Below are 18,364 nucleotides of genomic sequence, written 5' to 3'. Positions count from 1 at the left end.
CACTAATGGCATCAAAGCAACGGGATCCACAGGGGCGGATGCCACTGCTGGAACACCTGCGGGAACTGCGTAAACGACTGCTCATAGCCCTCGTGGGCATTCTGGTGGGCACAATCGTGGCGTGGTTCTTCTACGAACCCATTTTCAACTACATGGCGGCGCCCCTGGCGCAACTGCGTGCAGAAGGTCAGCAGGCGGAACTTAACTTCGAAACCGTTTCCGCAGCATTCGACTTGAAACTACGGATCTCAATGTTCGCAGGTTTCCTTGCAACCACCCCGTGGTGGATGTACCAAATCTGGGCTTACCTGGCGCCCGCGCTGCGCAAGAGTGAAAAAATCTACATCCTCAGTTTCACATTCGCCGGCATCATATTGTTCGTTGCCGGTGGGGCAACGGGCGTGTGGATTATGCCGCATGCGGTGCATATCTTGACGTCGTTCGCGCCCTCATCATCGGTATTACTGATGAAATCTAGCGTGTACTTCACTTTTTACATGCGCCTGGTGGTGGTGTTCGGATTGTCGTTCACCGTGCCACTAGTGATGGTGGGCCTCAACTTTCTTGGTGTCGTGAGGGCCCGCACGCTATTGAAAGCCTGGCGGTGGGCAGTGGTTATCGCATTCGTTTTCGCCGCAATTGCGAACCCGCTGCCAGACCCGTGGACCATGACATTCCAAGCGTTGATGCTGTGCGGCCTTTATTTCCTGGCGGTCGGGATCGCGTTCTTGAGGGACCGTTCGGTTGACAAGAAACGAGCAAAAGAGGATGCGCAGCTGAACCAGGCACTGAGCCGAACTGGGAGGAAGGAACCGAGTGATGGCGAAGCGTAAACGCAGGCGAAACCGCAACGCGGAGCCGAAGCAAAACCCGGAGGTGGCCCCCACCCCGGCACAGCGTTACCGGGCGGCAATGGACCGCAATGCGTACGCAAAAACGCAGCGAGCCGCGTTCGCCAGTCAACTCGATTTTGAGTTAGATCCGTTTCAAGCCTGTGCGCTCGAATCAATCGAGGCTGGCCGCAGCGTACTCGTTGCCGCGCCCACGGGGGCGGGCAAAACAATTGTGGGTGAGTTTGCCCTCTACCTCGCGCTGAAGGAGGGGAGGCGAGCTTTCTACACCACGCCAATCAAAGCCCTATCGAACCAAAAATACCGCGAACTCGTGGCCCGCTACGGCGAAGAACAAGTGGGGTTGCTGACGGGCGACACGTCAATTAATGGAGATGCGAACCTCGTGGTGATGACCACGGAGGTGGCGCGGAATATGATCTACCAGGGGCGTGACCTATCGGATCTAGCGTTCATAGTGCTCGACGAAGTGCACTACCTAGCGGACCGGTTCCGCGGCCCAGTGTGGGAGGAAGTGCTGATTCAAACCCCCGCGCACGTGAACATGGTGGCCCTGTCTGCCACTGTTTCGAACGCGGAAGAATTCGGGCAATGGATTGAGCAGGTGCGCGGCAACTGCGACATCATCGTGTCCGAAACCCGCCCGGTACCCCTGTACCAGCACATGATGGTGGGGAGGAAAATATACGACCTGTACTCGCCGGTAGAAAAACTGCGCACACCTCGCGGTGAGAATGCGGGCAGTCGGGCCGAGCACCCGGGCAGTTCCAGTACACACGGTGATCATGCCCCAGCGCGCGCGCAAAAGCCGCTGTCAAAGCGCAAACTGAATCCCGATCTGCGGGCCGCGGTGGCGCGGGCAACGGGGATTCAGTCGCGGTCAGTGGGGGAGCGGCGCCGCGGTCTCGCCGGTGGGCGCCGTATCCGCACGCCTAAACGAGTTCGCCGCCCCTCCCGTGCAGAGGTCGCGATCTCGTTAGAACACGCGCACCTGCTGCCCGCCATTTACTTCATATTTTCACGCGCCGGCTGCGATGATGCCGTCGACCACCTGGTCACCGCCGGAATCACCCTCACGAACCGGACGGAACGCGAACAAATCCGCGCGATAGTCGAAGAAGCTACGGCGACTCTACCGGCGGCAGACATGGCTGTGGTGGGAGTGGACCGGTGGATCATGGGCTTAGAAGCGGGGGTCGCCGCCCACCACGCAGGCCTGCTGCCAATCATGAAACAGACTGTTGAAACCCTTTTCTCACGCGGGCTAATAAAGATCGTTTTCGCCACTGAAACGCTCGCGTTGGGAATCAACATGCCCGCGCGAACCGTCGTGTTAGAAGCGTTGCGGAAGTGGAATGGGATGGCCCACGTCCCGCTGTCACCCGGTGAGTACACGCAGCTCACGGGCCGTGCTGGGCGTCGGGGGATTGACACGGAAGGGCACAGCGTGGTGGTTTACACCTCGGAAAACGAACCTGAACTGGTTGCGTCTCTTGCTTCTAAACGCACCTACCCCCTCGTATCCGCATTCCGCCCCACCTACAACATGGTTGCGAACCTAACTGCCACCGGGTCGATGGCGCAGGCGCGCGAGGTGATGGACCGCTCGTTCGCGCAGTTCCAGGCAGACCGCAAAGTTGTGGCGATTGCGCATGACTCGAAGGCGGCTGAGAACCTCATGCAACAGGCCGATCACGGGCTCGAATGCTCCCACGGGAACGTCAAAGAATATCTGATTGCCCGCGACGAACTTACGCGACTGCAAAAAGAAGGGGCGAAAGCACGGGCCCGGTTCCAGTCCGTCCACCCCCTGGAAGTACTTGATTTACAGGTCGGTGAGGTAGTGTCTTTCCCGGCCGGAAAACGGATGCTGGACGCGGTGGTTACCCGCCGGGCCCGTAGGGGCGGACGCAATCCGATGGTACAAATCGTTACGCAGGACGGTCACCTGCGCACCGCCATCGCGCAGGACTTCACAGCCGGCCTAACTGTTTTAGGGCACATGCGGTTGCGCAAAGACGTGTTGCGGTCCGTGCGGCGCTGTTCCCACCGGATTGGCCGCGACCTCACGAACATGCGCAAGGCCGGTAAACTCATGTATCCCAAACGGGCGCGTCCACCCATGCCAAAACACATTGCCAAGCAGATTGATCAGCTGGAACACGCTGTGCGTACCCACCCGGTGCACCACTGTCCGCACCGGGATCAGCACGCCCGCACCGGCCGCGAATGGCTCCACGCGCGCCGCGAATACTTGCGGTTAAGCCGCAAGGTGGACCAGCAGACCTCGTCGATTACCAAAAAATTTGATGCGATTGTCCGCGTGCTGCAAGAAGAAGACTGTTTGGATGGGGAGCGTCTAACCGTCGCCGGGCAGATTTTGCGGGGTATTTACAGTGACCGAGACCTCGTGGTGTCTTTGTGTTTGCACGAGGGGGTGTGGGAGGGCCTCACGCCCGCACAGTTAGCCGCGGTGGCGTCCACGTGTGTGTTTGAACCTCGGAAGAATCACGACCCCGACATGGATATTCCAGGCGGCCCAAAGTCTTCCCTGTCGAAAGCACTGACTTCTACTCAGCGCATCATGACGCGGGTTAATAAGGCCGAAGCTCAAGCGCATGCGCCAACAACGATGCCACTGGAGTACGGGCTCGTGAATGCCATGTACTGGTGGGTTAATGGGGATCCGTTGGCAACCGCGGTGCAGGCCGCAGACTTGGAACCGGGAGACTGGGTGCGGTGGTGCCGCCAGGTGATTGACCTTTTGGGGCAAGTTAAATCGCAGTCCAGCTCCGAGTTGGCGCGCACATGTGATGTGTGTGTCGACTCTATCCGCCGGTCCGTTGTGGCACTTGCCGAAGAGGCATAAGAAATGCGGGCGATGCAACGAGCGGGTGCGCGGTGACTAACACGCGGCAAACCAACCAAGTAGCGCGCCGAAGATTGCGGTGGTTCACGTGGGGGCGGGGCCGGCGCTGGTGGGACTACCCGCTGTTAGCAGTTAGCGTGGCCTTATTTTGGGCGTCTTTTCCACCACTTGCCATGGGGTACCTGGCGGTGCCCGCACTGGCCATACTGTTCGCCGTGCTGAACGCGGTGCGGGTGGGGCGCAGCACCTGGTACGGTTTCTTGTTCGGCCTGGGTTTTTTTCTGCCGCATATTTGGTGGGCGACAATCTCGGTGGGGGGATACCTCCCGTGGTTCGCGTTGTGCCTGGTGCAAGCCTTATTCTTGGCTGGTTTCGGGTTTTCCGCAGGCGTGGTGCGCTATCTAGCTAAGGGCGCGGTCGGTAACTCCGTCTTACTCGCATTGGCCTGGGTTGGGGTAGAACAGTTGCGTGCGTGCGTACCGTTTGGGGGTTTCTCGTGGGCACTCCTGGCCTACAGCCAGGTTGATCTGCCCGTGCGCACACTCGCTCCGTGGGGGTCCGAAGTGACGATCGGGTTTGTGTGTGCACTGACCGCCAGTTTGGTGATGCGTGTTTTAGTGAGGCCGCGCTGGCTGCGCCCTGGCTTCGGGTTCTTTTCAAGAGCGACGGCACTCGTGCTGGCCGCGCTCTTGTGCGCAGGTCCGTGGATGCTGCGGTTGCCGCTTGCGCAAGAAGCCGGTTCGGTGCGCGTGGGAGCGGTGCAGGGGAACGTGCAGTGGCCCGCGGAGCAAACTTTCGCTCAGCATTTAAAAGTGACTGATAATCACGTGCAGCAAACACTTAAAACAGTGCGTGCGGGCCAGCGGGCGGACTTTTTAGTGTGGGGCGAAAACTCGGCGGACACGGATCCGCGCGAGGATGCCCAGGCATACGACCTCATTTACCACGCGTTGGAGGCCGCGGGCGTGCCCATACTGGTCGGTTCCGTCAAGTACACGCCCACTGCGCGTTACAACGACATGCTGGTTTACTCGCCAGATGGGCAGATCGTAGACCAGTACCGCAAACAACTGCCCGTCCCGTTCGGTGAATACGTGCCGATGCGCAAGTACTTATCTGTTTTGTCTAAAGATGTGGCGCGCGTGTCGGTCGACATGCTGCCCGGTTCAGAACCGGGGTTCGTAAAAATCCCCCTGAGTGGGCAAAGACAGTTACCCGCGGCGATTGGAATTTGCTTTGAGGCTGCCTACGAGGAGGTTCTGGCTGGCGGTGTGCTGGCAGGTGGTCAGCTGCTGCTTATGCCCACTAATAACTCTTCATTTGGTAACTCAGTAGAATCGGGGCAGCTGCTGCAGATGACGCGGTTGCGGGCGATGTCGCTGTCGCGCTCCGCGGTGCACGTGTCCACCAACGGCCAGTCTGCCCTCATTTGGCCCGACGGGTCGGTGCGCAAACAGACGCACTTGTTTGAATCTGCCACGCTGATTGACGATGTCCCGCTGCGCACCTCAATTACTTTTTCTGCCCGTCACCTACCGCAGTTACGCACCGGCGTTATCGCCGCGTGGGGCGGGGCGCTGTGCGTTGGTGTGTTCTTGGCATTGCTCAGAAGGAGGCCCCGTGGATAAGGCACGTGAAGTAGATACGGCAAATAAGTCTTCGAAAGGTGTGCGCGCACTCGTGGTGATCCCCACTTACAACGAGCGATTAACCCTGCCGCGGACCCTAGCGAATCTGCGCAGCCACCTGAGGGGAGTGGATGTGCTGATTGTGGACGACTCCAGCCCGGATGGCACTGCGCGCTGGGTACGCGAACAGCGTGATTTAGACCGCGTCTTCTTGCTTTCGCGCCCTGCAAAATCAGGTTTGGCTAGTGCGTACCTAGACGGCTTCGCGTGGGGGATGGCGCGTGGCTATGAGTATTTGTGCCAGATGGACGCAGATGGATCCCACCGCGCAGAAGACTTGGCCCGGATGCTGGGCGCAGCAGTGCAGCGGGGCGGTGAACTTGTGATTGGTTCGCGCTGGATCCCGGGGGGTGCAACGCCCGGGTGGTCGGCGAAACGCGTGGCCCTGTCGCGGCTGGGGAACCTGTACATTCGCCTCATGCTGGGGCTGGGGGTAAAGGATGCGACCGCGGGAATCCGGGTGTACCAAGCAGGCTTGCTTCGCCGCATGCCCCTGAGTGCGCTGCAGCAGCGCGGATACGGGTTCCAAGTGGAAATGACCCGCATGGCGGACCACGTGGGGGCGCGCATACTGGAGGTGCCGATCGTGTTCCTTGAGCGGCGGGCGGGCAAGTCAAAGATGGACACCCGCATTGTGCTAGAAGAATTCCGTCACGTCACCCAGTGGGGGCTCCAGCGGGCCTGGAACCACTTTCGCGGTTGAGCGCGGTTGGAATCATCCGCGCGGCTAGCGGGCTGTCGTCAATCGCATGCGCACCCAGGCGCGGGTTACTGTACTTTCGTGCCTTCGCGAATCACGGTTTGCGGTGCGTATTCTTCGTTCCACGCAATTAAGTTCGCGCGCTGCCCTGGTTTGAACTCAGTGGTCACCCCCGGGGCGTCCCAAACGGAACCACCGCGGATGGGCGTGCCGATGGTGGCGCGGATAATTGCTTCCAGTGGAATCCGCCCTCGGCTCGCGATCAGATGGAACTGGTCTGCCAGCAAAGACGCGCCTCCAGCTAGACTGTCTTTGTGGACGAGCCAGCAGGCCCCATCTTTTACTTCCACTTCTAATCCCCCGAGGGTGTAGCGTCCCTCACCCATCCCGGCTGCGCCAATCGCGTCGGTGACGAACAGGGCACCGGCCCGGTGCGGGTCGTCTAAATATTCGACGAGGTCCTCTACCAGGTCTAAGTTCAAATGCTGGCCGTCAGCGATCATTTCACACACCGTGGTGCCCACGCGGGCTGCTTGCACGAACTCGCGGACAGGTCCGGGAGCTCGGTGTGTAACAGCAATCATCCCGTTGAATAAGTGAGTTACAGTTTGCGCGGGGTCACCTGCTCGCATGTCACTGCAGTGGGGCATGTCCGGCGCGTCTTGCGCGGTTTCAGCTGTCCCGTGCCCGGGAGCGGCCTCACCCGACGCTTGCCCGTGCGCATCGTAGGCTCGCACGGTGGCTTCCAGCGCGGCGGCTGCTTGCGCTCCGGTACCACTCGTGTGTCCCCACGAGGGTTTAGCACCGTACGCGGCCAGCACGGGAAGTGCATCCAGCGCCCCCTCGGCCTCAGGGGCGATCGTAATCGTCTTAATGTAGCCGCCTGCGGCCTTGAGCCAGTGTTCCAGTTCCCCGCGGTCTACCGCGCGGATAACGTCGGGGTTTTGCGCTCCACATTTCGCTTTCGACACGTATGGTCCCTCAAGGTGAATACCCGCTAAATCACCACTTTCACAAAATGGGAGCAGCGCCTCAATCTGCGGCATCGGGTCAGCCAGGGACACGAGGGAGGCAAACATGGCGGTGGTCCCGCGTTTGCGGTGGGTCAAAATGGCGGTTTCAATCTGTTCGGGCGCGTAGTTATCGGGAAACGCGTAGCCACCTCCGCCGTGGCAATGCAGGTCCACCAGGCCGGGCGTAATGAACGCAGCAGTTTCCGCGTCTTCGCTCGCCTCCTGCCGGCGGATTTGGTCTGCGTCCCGCTTTGACAGCAGGCGGGTTACTTTACCTTCCTCAACTTGAATGCCTTGCGCCTGAATCTCCCCATTGGCGTTAAATACTTTCCCGAGGTAGTACATTTATGCGAGCTCCCAACGTCGTTTGTAAAAATCTGTTAGTTCTAGGTTGCTGGCGGCCGCGTCGTCGAGCAGCACGGTCACAGCCGGGTGGGTTTGCAAAATCGTCACGGGCCAGCGGGCACTGACGGGGCCTTCAATTAGCTGGTGCACGGCTTCGGCTTTCTGCTTTCCGAACGCGAGTAGTACCACCGCTTTCGCATCCATGATGGTCCCCAGTCCCTGGGTGATACATTTCTTCGGTACCGCCGTTTCGTCACCGTTGAAGAAACGCGCGTTGTCACGGATCGTATCTGGCGCGAGGACTTCTACGTGGGTGCGGGAAACCAGTGAGTCCCCAGGCTCGTTAAACCCGATGTGTCCATCCGCCCCCAGCCCGAGGATCTGCAGGTCCACCCCGGTGGCTTCGATCGCGGCGTCGTATTGATCTGCCGTCACCGTGGGATCGTCCGCAGGTGCCGCCAGGCCGGGGGTGAACAAGTAGTTTTCGCGCAGCCCGGTTTTGTCATTTCCCACCAGTTCGCGTCTCAGTACATTGCGGTAGGTTTGAGGGTGGTCGTCGGGCAGGCCCACGTATTCGTCGAGGGCAAACGCTTTGGCGCGTTCTAGGCTGAGGGTGCCGGCCGCGTGGGCTTGCCGCAAGTAGTCGTACAGGTACTCGGGGGTGGAACCGGTGGCCACGCCCAGGGTGGCGTCCGGGTTTTCGCGGTACAGTTCGAGCACCATGTCGGCGGCAACTTTGGACGCCTGTGGTGCGTTGGGGAAAATACCAATTCGCATGTGCAATCTACCTAACTAATACCTGGGGTGCGCACAATGGTTATTCTACCAAGTTAGTTCCCAGCACTGTTGGGCCCAAGTGCGTGCCCCGCACGGTTTAGCTTCGAGATAGCCCCGCACGGTTTAGCTTCGAGATAGTTAGGCGCAAATAAATGCGGTGCAAGGCGTGGTCTCGGGACAGCTAGGAGCAAAAAGAGAGGAGGCTACGACCAAGCGGTCGCAACCTCCTCCTAAAAATCCGCTCCCACTAGCTTCCTGCATCTAGCCGGGCATCTAGTGGGGGGGGGAAACGGAGTTATTTGCCTAGCACCTCGTGGGCTGCCCGGAGCACGTGGTCCGTGGTGATGTCGAAGTGCTCGAACAGTTCGTCAGCGGGCCCAACTCCGCCGAAGGTGTCCATGGCCACGGCCTTCCCCGCGTCACCGATGTACTTGATCCACGGGGTGTCCAAACCTGCCTCGACGGACACGCGAGCTTTCACATCTGAGGGCAGTACTGATTCGCGGTAATCCTCATCTTGAGCATCGAACCATTCCATGCACGGCATCGACACGACGCGGACCTTCACACCTTCTTCGGTCAGTTTCTCCCGCGCCTCGAGCGCTAACTGCACTTCTGAACCAGACCCCATCAAAATGATGTCCGGGGTGCCTTCACAGTCCGCGAGCACGTAACCACCTTTAGCCAGGCCTTCGGCAGAAGCCAAGCCTGTTTCTGCACCACGCGCTGGGTTGGGTAGGCCCTGGCGAGTCAAAACCAAGCCAACGGGGCCGCGCTGTTCCAAAATGGCCTTCCACGCCTGCGCGGTTTCTGCCGCGTCCGCGGGCCGCACCATGGATAGGTTCGGAATTGCCCGGTATGCCGTCAAGTGTTCAACCGGCTGGTGGGTGGGCCCGTCCTCACCCACACCGATCGAATCGTGGGTCCACACGTAGGTCACGGGCAGGTTCATTATTGAAGCTAACCGCACTGCTCCGCGCATGTAGTCGGCGAAGACGAGGAATGTGCCGCCGTACACTCGGGTGAGGCCGTTGAGGGCAATGCCGTTCAAAATCCCGCCCATCCCATGTTCGCGCACCCCGAAGTGGAGGTTGCGGCCGTACGGGTTGCCAGAGAACATCTTCGACTGGCGCTCTTCCGGTAGGAACGAGGGGTAGTTCTTCATCAACGTGTTGTTCGAACCCGCGAGGTCGGCGGACCCGCCCCACAGTTCGGGAAGCACATCAGCGATCGCGTTGAGCACAGTGCCGGACGCTGCGCGCGTAGCTAAGGACTTGCCTTCTTCGAAGGTTGGCAGCGCCTTCTCCCAGCCGTCGGGCAGTTCGTGCGCGACCAGGCGGTCTAAGAGTTTCGCGTTCTCGGGGTTAGCGTTTCGCCATGCCTCGTATTTCTTGTCCCATTCAGCACGTGCCTGCTGCCCCCGCTGAGCCACGTTGTCGCGCGAGTGCTGCACCGCCTCTTTGTCCACGTCGAACATTTTGTCCGGGTCTGCTCCCAGAGCCTCTTTGAGTCCGCGCAGCGCTTCATCTCCAAGCGCGGAACCGTGTATCGCACCGGTGTTCTGCTTACCCGGGGTGGGCCAGCCGATAATGGTGCGCAGCGCAATGATGGACGGCTTATCTGTCTGCTCTTCCGCGCGCGTCAGGGCCTCGTCGAGCGCGTTCACGTCCTCGTGGTATTCGCCCCCGTTATTGGTCCAGTCCACTGTCTGCGTGTGCCAGCCGTATGCCTCGTAGCGTTTCAACACGTCCTCGCTGAAGGAAATGTTGGTGTCGTCTTCAATGGAAATCTGGTTGTCATCCCAAATCAGAATTAGATTCCCGAGGTTCTGGGTGCCCGCTAAAGAGCAGGCTTCGGACGAGATGCCTTCTTGTAAGCAGCCGTCGCCCGCGATTACGTATACCTTGTGGTCAAACGGGGATTCCCCTTCGGGTGCGTTCGGGTCCATCATGCCGCGCACGCGCCGCTGGGCCATCGCCATGCCCACGGAGGCGGCGAGGCCGGAGCCGAGCGGGCCGGTGGTGATTTCGACGAAGTCCGTGTGACTGTACTCGGGGTGACCGGGGGTGCGGGAGCCGAAGGTGCGGAACTTCTTCAGGTCCTCTAGTTCAAGCCCCATGCCTCCTAAGTACAGGCTGATGTACTGCGTCAGGGAGGCGTGGCCGGCGGACAGGACGAAGCGGTCGCGTCCGAGCCAGTCTTTATCTTTCGGGTCCAGCTTCATGTGCCGCTGGAACAATAGGTAGGCAAGGGGCGCAAGGGAGATGGCGGTACCGGGGTGGCCCGATCCAGCTTGTTCCACTGCGTCGCCCGCGAGCGTTTTTGCTGTTATTACCGCGCGAGAATCTAAGTCGGTCCATTCGAGGGACATGTGTAATAACCTCTCTTGTCGTAGGTGTCTCAATGGTCGGTAACCATTGGGTTGGGTTTAATCTCTAGTGTTAGTCGCTGCGCCATCCGCGTCATCAAGGTTTAGCGAAGGCACTCACACCCATTTAATTAACATCATTACTGTTAAACATAACATTAGTTGTGATTATCTAGTAGGGCGTGAGTCACGTGTAGTCTCGTTTCCATCCTCTTCAACTAGGAAATGCGTTCTACACTACATTCTAAGCGTCCGTAAAGGTGGGAGTGCGAATTGGACCGGTACGTCAAGGACTTTTTGGATTATCTAACCGTCGACAAGGGCCGCTCACCGAATACGGTTGCTGCCTACGGCCGAGACTTGCGCGCGTTCTTGAACTGGCTACCCGCCAGCGTGCGTACCCCGCAGAGAATCACCACGGGTCAGCTGACGCAGTTCTTCACACAGCTCGCTAGTGGAGAGGTGACAGGTAGGCCCATGGCAGCCGCAACTATTAATCGGTATCGCGCGTCCGTGCGCGCATGGTTGCAGTACCTGATTCGCGTGGACGTATTAACCCAGGATCCGAGCGCGGACCTGGAGCCACGCAAACAAGTTCGTTCGCTACCTAAAGCCCTCACGATAGACCAAGTGGGGGAACTACTAACAGCTGCTGCTTCTACGCCGGGTGTAATCGGTATGCGTGACCGCGCACTACTGGAACTGCTTTACGGCACGGGGGCGCGTATCAGTGAACTCGTCGCGCTGAGTGCTGATGATTTTGACCTTGAGGGCGACTTCCCGCACGTGCGCCTGTGGGGCAAAGGTTCCAAAGAGAGGTTGGTTCCCCTGGGGAAATACGCGCGCGAAGCCCTAGTGGACTATCTGCATGCCCGCGGCGAGTTAGCTGCTCGGGCAAAGCAGCAGCCGGTGAGCCACGCGCTTTTTTTGAACAAACGTGGGCAGCGGTTGTCACGCCAGAGTGCGTGGGAAGTGGTGCGTAAATGCGCGGATCAAGCCCACGTTGAGGGCGTGTCCCCCCACACGTTGCGACACTCGTTTGCCACGCACTTGCTCGAGGGTGGCGCCTCGATCCGCGATGTGCAGGAACTACTTGGCCACGCGTCGGTAACCACCACGCAGATCTACACTAAGGTCTCGATCTCCACCCTGCAGGAGGTTCACGCGACCACGCACCCGCGAGCGCGATGACCCATGGTTTTTACTTATGCCTTAAACTAGATGTGTGAGCGACGTTCAAACACCTTTAGTGCCAGTTCCCCCTCAAGAGGGTAGTGACCCGGATTTTCCCGTGCCCGAACCTTTAAATGAACACGGGCCGGCGCGGATCATTGCCATGTGTAACCAAAAAGGTGGGGTCGGGAAAACCACAACCACCATTAATTTGGCGGCGGCACTGGCGGAGTATGGGCGGCGCGTTTTAATAGTTGACTTTGACCCGCAGGGTGCGGCGAGTGCTGGTTTGGGGGTAAATGCCCCGGACATGGACCTGACGATTTACAACTTGCTGATGGATTCCAAGGCGCGGATTGAGGACGCGATTGTGGGAACCAAGGTGGATAACCTCGACGTGGTTCCTGCGAATATTGACTTGTCGGCCGCGGAAGTTCAGCTGGTTAACGAGGTGGCGCGCGAACAGGCGCTGGCGCGTGCGCTGCGTCCGATTACGGATGAGTACGATGTGATTCTTGTCGATTGTCAACCGTCGCTTGGGTTGCTTACCGTGAACGCGCTCACGGCTGCGCATGGCGTGATGATCCCGTTGGAAACCGAGTTTTTTGCGCTCCGTGGGGTGGCTCTGCTGGTGGACACTATTGAGATGGTGCACGACCGGTTGAACCCGCATCTGAAGATCGATGGCGTGCTCGCAACCATGGTCGATACCCGGACGTTGCACGCCCGGGAAGTGCTGGAGCGCTTGGAACAGGCGTTTGGTGACAAAGTGTACGACACGAAAATTCGCCGCACCGTGAAGTTCCCCGACGCCTCGGTGGCTACGGAACCGATCACCACGTACGCTCCCACGCACGCGGGTGCGCACGCTTACCGGCGTTTAGCACGGGAAGTTATTGCTCGCGGTGACGCAGCCTAAACAGCCGGCTAATCACACCCAACCTAAACTGCCGGCGGATCCGCTTCAACCAAAGCAACCGGCTGATCAAACCCAACCTAAGCAACCGGCGTTCGCCGTGGATCTGGAAGTGTTTTCGGGGCCGTTCGACCTGCTGCTGGGGCTGATTTCGAAGCGCGAACTGGATATCACCCAGGTGGCGTTAGCGCAGGTGACCGACGAGTTCTTAGCGTACATGCGGGCATTTCCGAACCTGTCTGCCACGAGTGACTTCTTGGTGGTTGCCGCCACCCTCTTGGACATGAAGGCTCGCTCACTACTGCCCGACGAGCAGACCGGGGAGGAAGAGGAAGATCTGGAGTTCCTCGCGGCACGCGACCTCCTGTTTGCTCGCCTTCTCGAATACCGCGCGTACAAAGAGGTAGCACAAATCCAAGGGGCACTGTTAGAACGCGGCGCCCGATATCACGCGCGGAGCATTCCCCTCGAACCAAAATTCGCCCAGCTTTTACCGCAACTGAGGTGGGAAGTGAACGGGCAGGAGCTCGCAGTGATCGCCGCGGAGGTACTCACGCGCCAACCCGAACGCGTAACTCTCACGCACCTGCATGACCCGCTGGTACCGGTGGGCCCTCAAGCGCAAATAATTGTAGAAAAACTTGCCGCACAGCCACAGCAAACCTTCACGCAACTGTGCGCGGACGCTCCCGATTTAAACACGGTGGTATCGCGATTTTTGGCGCTTTTGAACCTGTATCGCGAACGCGTCGTGTGGTTCAACCAGGATGCGCCGCTTGAACCCCTGTACGTGCACCTGGATGCAGATCGGGCCGACAAGGAAACCACCTGGCTGCGGGGCATGGATGAATTCGGGTGAGGGGCCACGCTCGTCAAACCTAGTTCGGGTGAGGAGCTAAGCTCGTCAAACCGGGCACGGACCGCTACACTAGAAACGGAGTTATTGGCGGGAGGTCAACACTAAATGCAACAAGCCAACACGCTGCGATCCCTGTCGGGCAACGAGCTCGCAGGTGCCCTCGAAGCAATTTTAATGGTCGTAGATCAACCGGTTTCACAAACCGATCTTGCGCGCGCACTCGAGGTAGACGTGGAAACCGTGCAGCAGAGCCTGCAAGGCCTCGCACGCGAATACGAAACTCAAAGCCGCGGGTTCGAACTGCGCAATATAGCCAACGGGTGGCGAATCTACTCAGCGCCCCGATTCGACCCCTTCGTATCCCAGTTCATCGTAGGAACAGGAACGCAAAAGCTCTCGCGCGCAGCCTTAGAAACGCTGGCGATAATCGCCTACAAACAACCAATCACCCGCGCGCGCATTCGCGAGATCCGCGGGGTGAACGTTGATTCTGTGGTGCGCAACCTGCAAGCCCGCGGCCTCGTGATGGAAGATGGGCAAACCGTCACGGGCGCTAGTCTGTACCGCACTACCAACGAGTTCATGGAACGCATGGGGATTGCGTCCCTTGACGAACTCGCCCCGTTGGCACCCCACTTGCCAAAACGCGACGAACTGTCAGAAATATCAAAAACTTTGGAGGAAAAGTGAGAAAAGATCCACACGTGAAAAACGGCGTGCGGCTACAGAAGGTTATTTCCCAAGCCGGTATCGCTTCTCGGCGGCATGCGGAAACAATGATCACGTCGGGGCGCGTCATGGTTGACGGACAAGTTGTTCGCAAACTTGGAACCCGCGTCGACCCGGCGAAACAGGTGATCCACGTGGACGGCGACCGGCTAATGCTAGACGAGGACACGCTCACGATCGCGTTGAATAAGCCAATGGGAGTTGTCTCCACCATGGATGATCCGCAGGGCCGCGAATGCCTGTCGGACTACACCACGGAATACTCCCAGCGTCTGTTCCACGTGGGCCGGTTGGATACAGACACGGCGGGCCTGATCCTGCTCACCAACGATGGGGAACTGTCACACCGCCTAATGCACCCCTCCTACGAAGTACAAAAGAAATATGTCGCAACCGTGTCGGGGGACGTCCCGCGCGGGCTGGGGAAACGCCTCAAACGCGGCGTCGAGCTGGAAGACGGGCCCGTAACAGTGCACGATTTCCAGATTACAGACCACTACGGCGACCTCACCCTGGTGGAGCTTACGCTGCATGAAGGCCGCAACCACATCGTGCGCCGCCTCATGGAAGAAATGGGATTTCCCGTGATTGAACTGGTGCGCACGGAGTTTGGGCCCGTGAAAATCGGGCGGCTACACCCGGGGGTTACCCGCAAGGTGGAAGGGGACGTGCTGCAAGAACTGTACCGGTGCGTGGGCTTATGAGAGCGACCGCATGGGCTGCTGCGAAGAACCAGGACGGGCGAGTATTCGCAACCACCGGACCGGTGCTCGTGGTAGGTATGGGTCTGCTGGGAACGTCTGCTGCCTTGGCGTTGCGCGGCGCGGGAATCGAAGTGTACTTGCAGGACATTTCCCCAACTGCGCTGGCGCTGGCGCGCGACATTGGGGCCGGTGAGGCCTACGGGCCAGGTGCCCCAGACCCCGCCCTGGTGATCGTAGCGACCCCACCGGACGTGGTGGCGCCCGTCGTGGTGGACGCGTTGAATCGGTTTGCAAACGCGGTCGTCACGGATGTGGCCTCCGTAAAACAGGTAGTGGTTGACGAAGTTCTGGCTGCGCCCGTTGACACGTCCCGCTATGTTGGGTCGCATCCGATGGCAGGTCGGGAACGGTCCGGTGCTGCGGCGGCGGATCGCGATTTGTTTGTGGGCCGGCCCTGGGTGTTGGTCGCACATGAGCACTGCGACCCAGCAGCAGTGCTGACGGTACGCACGTTAGCTACCGACTTGGGGGCGAGCGTGGTGGAAATGGCAGCGGGCGAACACGACCGGGCGGTGGCTTTGGTGTCGCACGTTCCGCAGTTGGTCGCTTCGCTGCTGGCAGCTCGCCTGGCGGACGCTCCGGATTCCGCGTTGGAACTGGCGGGCCAGGGGCTGCGTGACACCACGCGGATAGCGGCTTCAAATGCGCAGCTTTGGACCAATATTATTTGTGGTAACTGCGAACCCGTGTGGGAAGTGCTAGCGAGTTTGAACGTGGATTTGCAGGCACTATTGGACGCCTTGCGGGCGGGGGTTGACGCGGGGTTTGAGGCACAGGGGTTAGCCGGTGCGATTAACCAGGTGATGAGCCGCGGCCACGAGGGGGTTGTGCGCATTCCCGGTAAGCACGGAGGTCCGGCTCGTCGCTGGGCAACGATTGAGGTGCTTATTCCCGACAGCCCGGGTGAGCTGGGGCGGCTGTTTAGTGAACTGGGAAATATTGATGTGAATATTGAAGACTTGACGTTAGACCACTCCGCGCACCAGCAGGTGGGGTCGGCACGCATTCAGATTGACCCGGCGCGCGCGCACGACGCGGCTGCGGAGTTGTTGGCGCGTGGATGGCGGATTGTCACGGAGGGATAAGACTGTGAAAAATGAAGTAACGATTGATGCGATGGCGCATGAGACCCACGCGTTGGGTTTGGTTGTGGCGATCGACGGGCCATCTGGTAGTGGGAAGTCGACGATTGCCCGTAAGCTGGCGACGCTGCTTGACGGCGAGTACCTGGATACGGGCGCGATGTACCGGGCGTTGGCGTGGTACTGCATGGAGAACGATTTAATTGGTGACGCCGAGGCGGTAGCCGGGGCGGCAGATTCGTTTCCGCTGGCAATTTCGACCGATCCTAATGAGTTTCGCGTGCTCGTGGGGGCTGCGGACGTGACCGATGAGATCAGGTCGCAGGCAGTTACCGAGAACGTGTCTACCGTGTCCACGAACGTGTCTGCGCGCGAGGGGTTAGTTCGGCGTCAGCAGGAAATTATTGCCACCAGTGAGGCGTCGGGCGTTCCCATTGTCGTTGAGGGGCGCGACATCACTACGGTGGTGGCACCGCAGGCGCCGGTGCGGCTGCTGTTGACGGCTTCGCAGAAAGCGCGTTTGAATCGGCGTACTAAACAGTTGCACGACGGTAAATCCGATGAGGCCCTGGAGGCGCAGACACGCGCGCAGGTGGTGGATCGGGATGCGAAGGATTCCACGGTAGTTAATTTCACTTCTGCCGCTGAGGGAGTGGCGACGCTGGATTCGTCTGCGCTGAGTGTGGACGAAACTATGGATTGCGTTCTGGACCTGGTGATTGAGAGGATCCAGCAAGAACAGGCCAAACGTGCTGAGGAAGAGAACCGGGCGCGGGTGATGCGCGCGAGTTTAGAGGCCTATGAACTAAGCGACGATGACGCCGAGGTGCTAGACGGGCACGTGCGGGCCGCGGAGCAGGAGGGAACGCGCGCGGGCGCACCTGTTTTGGCGGTGATTGGCCGGCCGAACGTTGGGAAATCCACGCTGGTGAACCGCATTTTGGGGCGGCGCGCAGCCGTGGTGCAGGACCAGCCTGGGGTGACCCGCGACCGGGTTTCGTACCCGGCGAACTGGGCGGGTAAGGATTTCACATTGGTCGATACCGGTGGTTGGGATGCGACCGTGAAGGGGTTAGACAAGGAAGTGGCGCTGCAGGCCGAACTGGCGATTGAGATGGCGGACGCGGTGCTGTTCGTGGTCGACGCTTCGGTTGGGGTGGCAGATTCGGATGAGCGTCTAATCCGTTTGTTACGCCGCAGTGGTAAACCAGTGGTGCTGGCAGCTAACAAAACTGATTCTGAAGCCCAAGAGGCCGATGCCGCGATGCTGTGGTCGCTTGGTTTGGGCGAGCCAATTGCGGTGTCAGCCCTGCACGGGCGGGGCAGCGGGGACCTGCTGGACCGCGTGGTGCAGGTATTGCCGAAGGAATCTGCGGTGGCACCCGCGCTTCCTGAAGGGGGGCCGCGGCGGATAGCGCTGATAGGCCGGCCGAACGTGGGGAAGTCGAGTTTACTGAACCAGTTAGCGGGTGCACAACGCGTGGTGGTGCACGATATGGCGGGAACCACCCGCGACCCGGTCGATGAACTGATTGAGGTAGATGGGCGGCCCTGGTGGTTTGTCGATACCGCGGGGGTGCGGCGACGGCTACACCGCTCGACGGGCGCGGACTACTACGCGGCTTTGCGTACGCAAGCGGCCCTCGAAAAAGCAGAAGTGGCGTTGGTGCTCCTGGATGCATCGGTGGAGTTAACGGAGCAGGACGTGCGGATCGTGCAGCAGGTCGTTGATGCAGGGCGCGCACTCGTTTTGGTTAACAACAAGTGGGATAAGGTGGATGTCGATCGGCAGACGGAGTTCAAACGCGAAGTTGCGCGGGATCTTCATCAGGTCAGTTGGGCGCCGCGCGTAAACATTTCTGCGGCTACGGGGTGGCATACGAACCGGCTGGTGCGTGCCATTGATCAGTCATTATTGGGGTGGCAGACGCGAATCTCGACAGGAAAGTTGAACTCGTTCCTCGGTGAACTGGTAGCAGCTAATCCGCACCCGGTGCGCGGTGGTAAACAACCGCGAATCCTGTTTGGCACCCAGGTGTCCAGCCGACCCCCGCGGTTCGTGCTGTTCACTACCGGATTTTTAGATCCGGGGTACAGGCGGTTTATCGAACGGAAGTTACGGGAACTGTGGGGCTTCCCGGGCACGCCCATTCAGATAAGTGTGCGCGTGCGAGAAAAACGACGCAAATAAACCCTCCCGCCATTACGCGGTGGCGAAGCCACGGCGCGC

General features: G+C 59.7%; 14 protein-coding genes. 11 read left to right on the top strand and 3 right to left on the bottom strand.

Annotation, left to right across the window (positions count from 1 at the left end; all coding sequences use genetic code 11):
• Positions 1–5: 5 nt before the first annotated feature.
• Genes tatC through QS713_RS06210 form a run of 4 tightly spaced genes read left to right on the top strand, consistent with a single transcriptional unit; the run spans position 6 to position 6,111 of the window.
• Positions 6–833 (top strand): twin-arginine translocase subunit TatC, encoded by an 828-nt coding sequence (gene tatC / locus QS713_RS06225; RefSeq protein ID WP_313273416.1) that lies wholly within the window; start codon positions 6–8, stop codon positions 831–833.
• Positions 820–3,720, top strand: a complete 2,901-nt coding sequence (locus tag QS713_RS06220; protein WP_313273414.1) for a DEAD/DEAH box helicase — start codon at positions 820–822, stop codon at positions 3,718–3,720. The genes tatC and QS713_RS06220 overlap by 14 nt, the downstream gene beginning before the upstream one ends.
• A gap of 32 nt (positions 3,721–3,752) precedes the next feature.
• On the top strand, positions 3,753–5,348 hold the full coding sequence (gene lnt / locus QS713_RS06215; protein ID WP_313273411.1) for an apolipoprotein N-acyltransferase: 1,596 nt from the start codon (positions 3,753–3,755) through the stop codon (positions 5,346–5,348).
• Complete coding sequence (locus tag QS713_RS06210) at positions 5,341–6,111, top strand: polyprenol monophosphomannose synthase (protein ID WP_313273409.1); 771 nt, start codon at positions 5,341–5,343, stop codon at positions 6,109–6,111. Before lnt ends, QS713_RS06210 begins: the two co-directional genes overlap by 8 nt.
• Positions 6,112–6,176: 65 nt before the next feature.
• Here the strand turns inward: QS713_RS06210 and QS713_RS06205 are convergent, their stop codons facing one another.
• From QS713_RS06205 to tkt, 3 genes are all read right to left on the bottom strand, one after another.
• Positions 6,177–7,466: an N-acetylglucosamine-6-phosphate deacetylase gene (locus QS713_RS06205; RefSeq protein ID WP_313273407.1), complete on the bottom strand. Its 1,290-nt coding sequence runs from the start codon at positions 7,464–7,466 to the stop codon at positions 6,177–6,179.
• The gene (locus QS713_RS06200) at positions 7,467–8,243 is read right to left on the bottom strand and encodes a glucosamine-6-phosphate deaminase (RefSeq protein ID WP_313273406.1); all 777 of its coding nucleotides are present in this window, start codon (positions 8,241–8,243) and stop codon (positions 7,467–7,469) included.
• Between the two features lie 295 nt (positions 8,244–8,538).
• Positions 8,539–10,614 (bottom strand): transketolase, encoded by a 2,076-nt coding sequence (gene tkt / locus QS713_RS06195; protein WP_313273404.1) that lies wholly within the window; start codon positions 10,612–10,614, stop codon positions 8,539–8,541.
• Positions 10,615–10,884: 270 nt separating this feature from the next.
• Here tkt and QS713_RS06190 point away from each other — a divergent pair, with 270 nt between their 5' ends.
• From QS713_RS06190 to der, 7 genes are all read left to right on the top strand, one after another.
• Positions 10,885–11,802 carry a site-specific tyrosine recombinase XerD gene (locus QS713_RS06190; RefSeq protein WP_313273403.1) on the top strand — a complete coding sequence of 306 codons (918 nt, stop codon included), beginning with the start codon at positions 10,885–10,887 and terminating at the stop codon, positions 11,800–11,802.
• Positions 11,803–11,836: 34 nt separating this feature from the next.
• Positions 11,837–12,703 (top strand): ParA family protein, encoded by an 867-nt coding sequence (locus QS713_RS06185; RefSeq protein WP_313273400.1) that lies wholly within the window; start codon positions 11,837–11,839, stop codon positions 12,701–12,703.
• Entirely contained in the window at positions 12,690–13,559 is an 870-nt protein-coding gene (locus tag QS713_RS06180; protein ID WP_313273399.1) for a segregation and condensation protein A, read from the top strand. Before QS713_RS06185 ends, QS713_RS06180 begins: the two co-directional genes overlap by 14 nt.
• 105 nt (positions 13,560–13,664) lie before the next feature.
• The gene (gene scpB, locus QS713_RS06175) at positions 13,665–14,249 is read left to right on the top strand and encodes an SMC-Scp complex subunit ScpB (RefSeq protein ID WP_313273396.1); all 585 of its coding nucleotides are present in this window, start codon (positions 13,665–13,667) and stop codon (positions 14,247–14,249) included.
• A complete protein-coding gene (locus tag QS713_RS06170) occupies positions 14,246–14,992 on the top strand; it encodes a pseudouridine synthase (protein WP_313273394.1) in 747 nt (248 codons plus the stop codon). The genes scpB and QS713_RS06170 overlap by 4 nt, the downstream gene beginning before the upstream one ends.
• On the top strand, positions 14,989–16,137 hold the full coding sequence (locus QS713_RS06165; RefSeq protein WP_313273393.1) for a prephenate dehydrogenase: 1,149 nt from the start codon (positions 14,989–14,991) through the stop codon (positions 16,135–16,137). The genes QS713_RS06170 and QS713_RS06165 overlap by 4 nt, the downstream gene beginning before the upstream one ends.
• A gap of 31 nt (positions 16,138–16,168) precedes the next feature.
• Positions 16,169–18,325, top strand: a complete 2,157-nt coding sequence (gene der / locus QS713_RS06160) for a ribosome biogenesis GTPase Der (protein WP_313273797.1) — start codon at positions 16,169–16,171, stop codon at positions 18,323–18,325.
• Positions 18,326–18,364: the final 39 nt, after the last annotated feature.

This window comes from Gleimia hominis (assembly GCF_032085515.1).
GTDB lineage: Bacteria > Actinomycetota > Actinomycetes > Actinomycetales > Actinomycetaceae > Gleimia > Gleimia hominis.
This window is presented reverse-complemented; position numbering and strand designations above follow the sequence as displayed.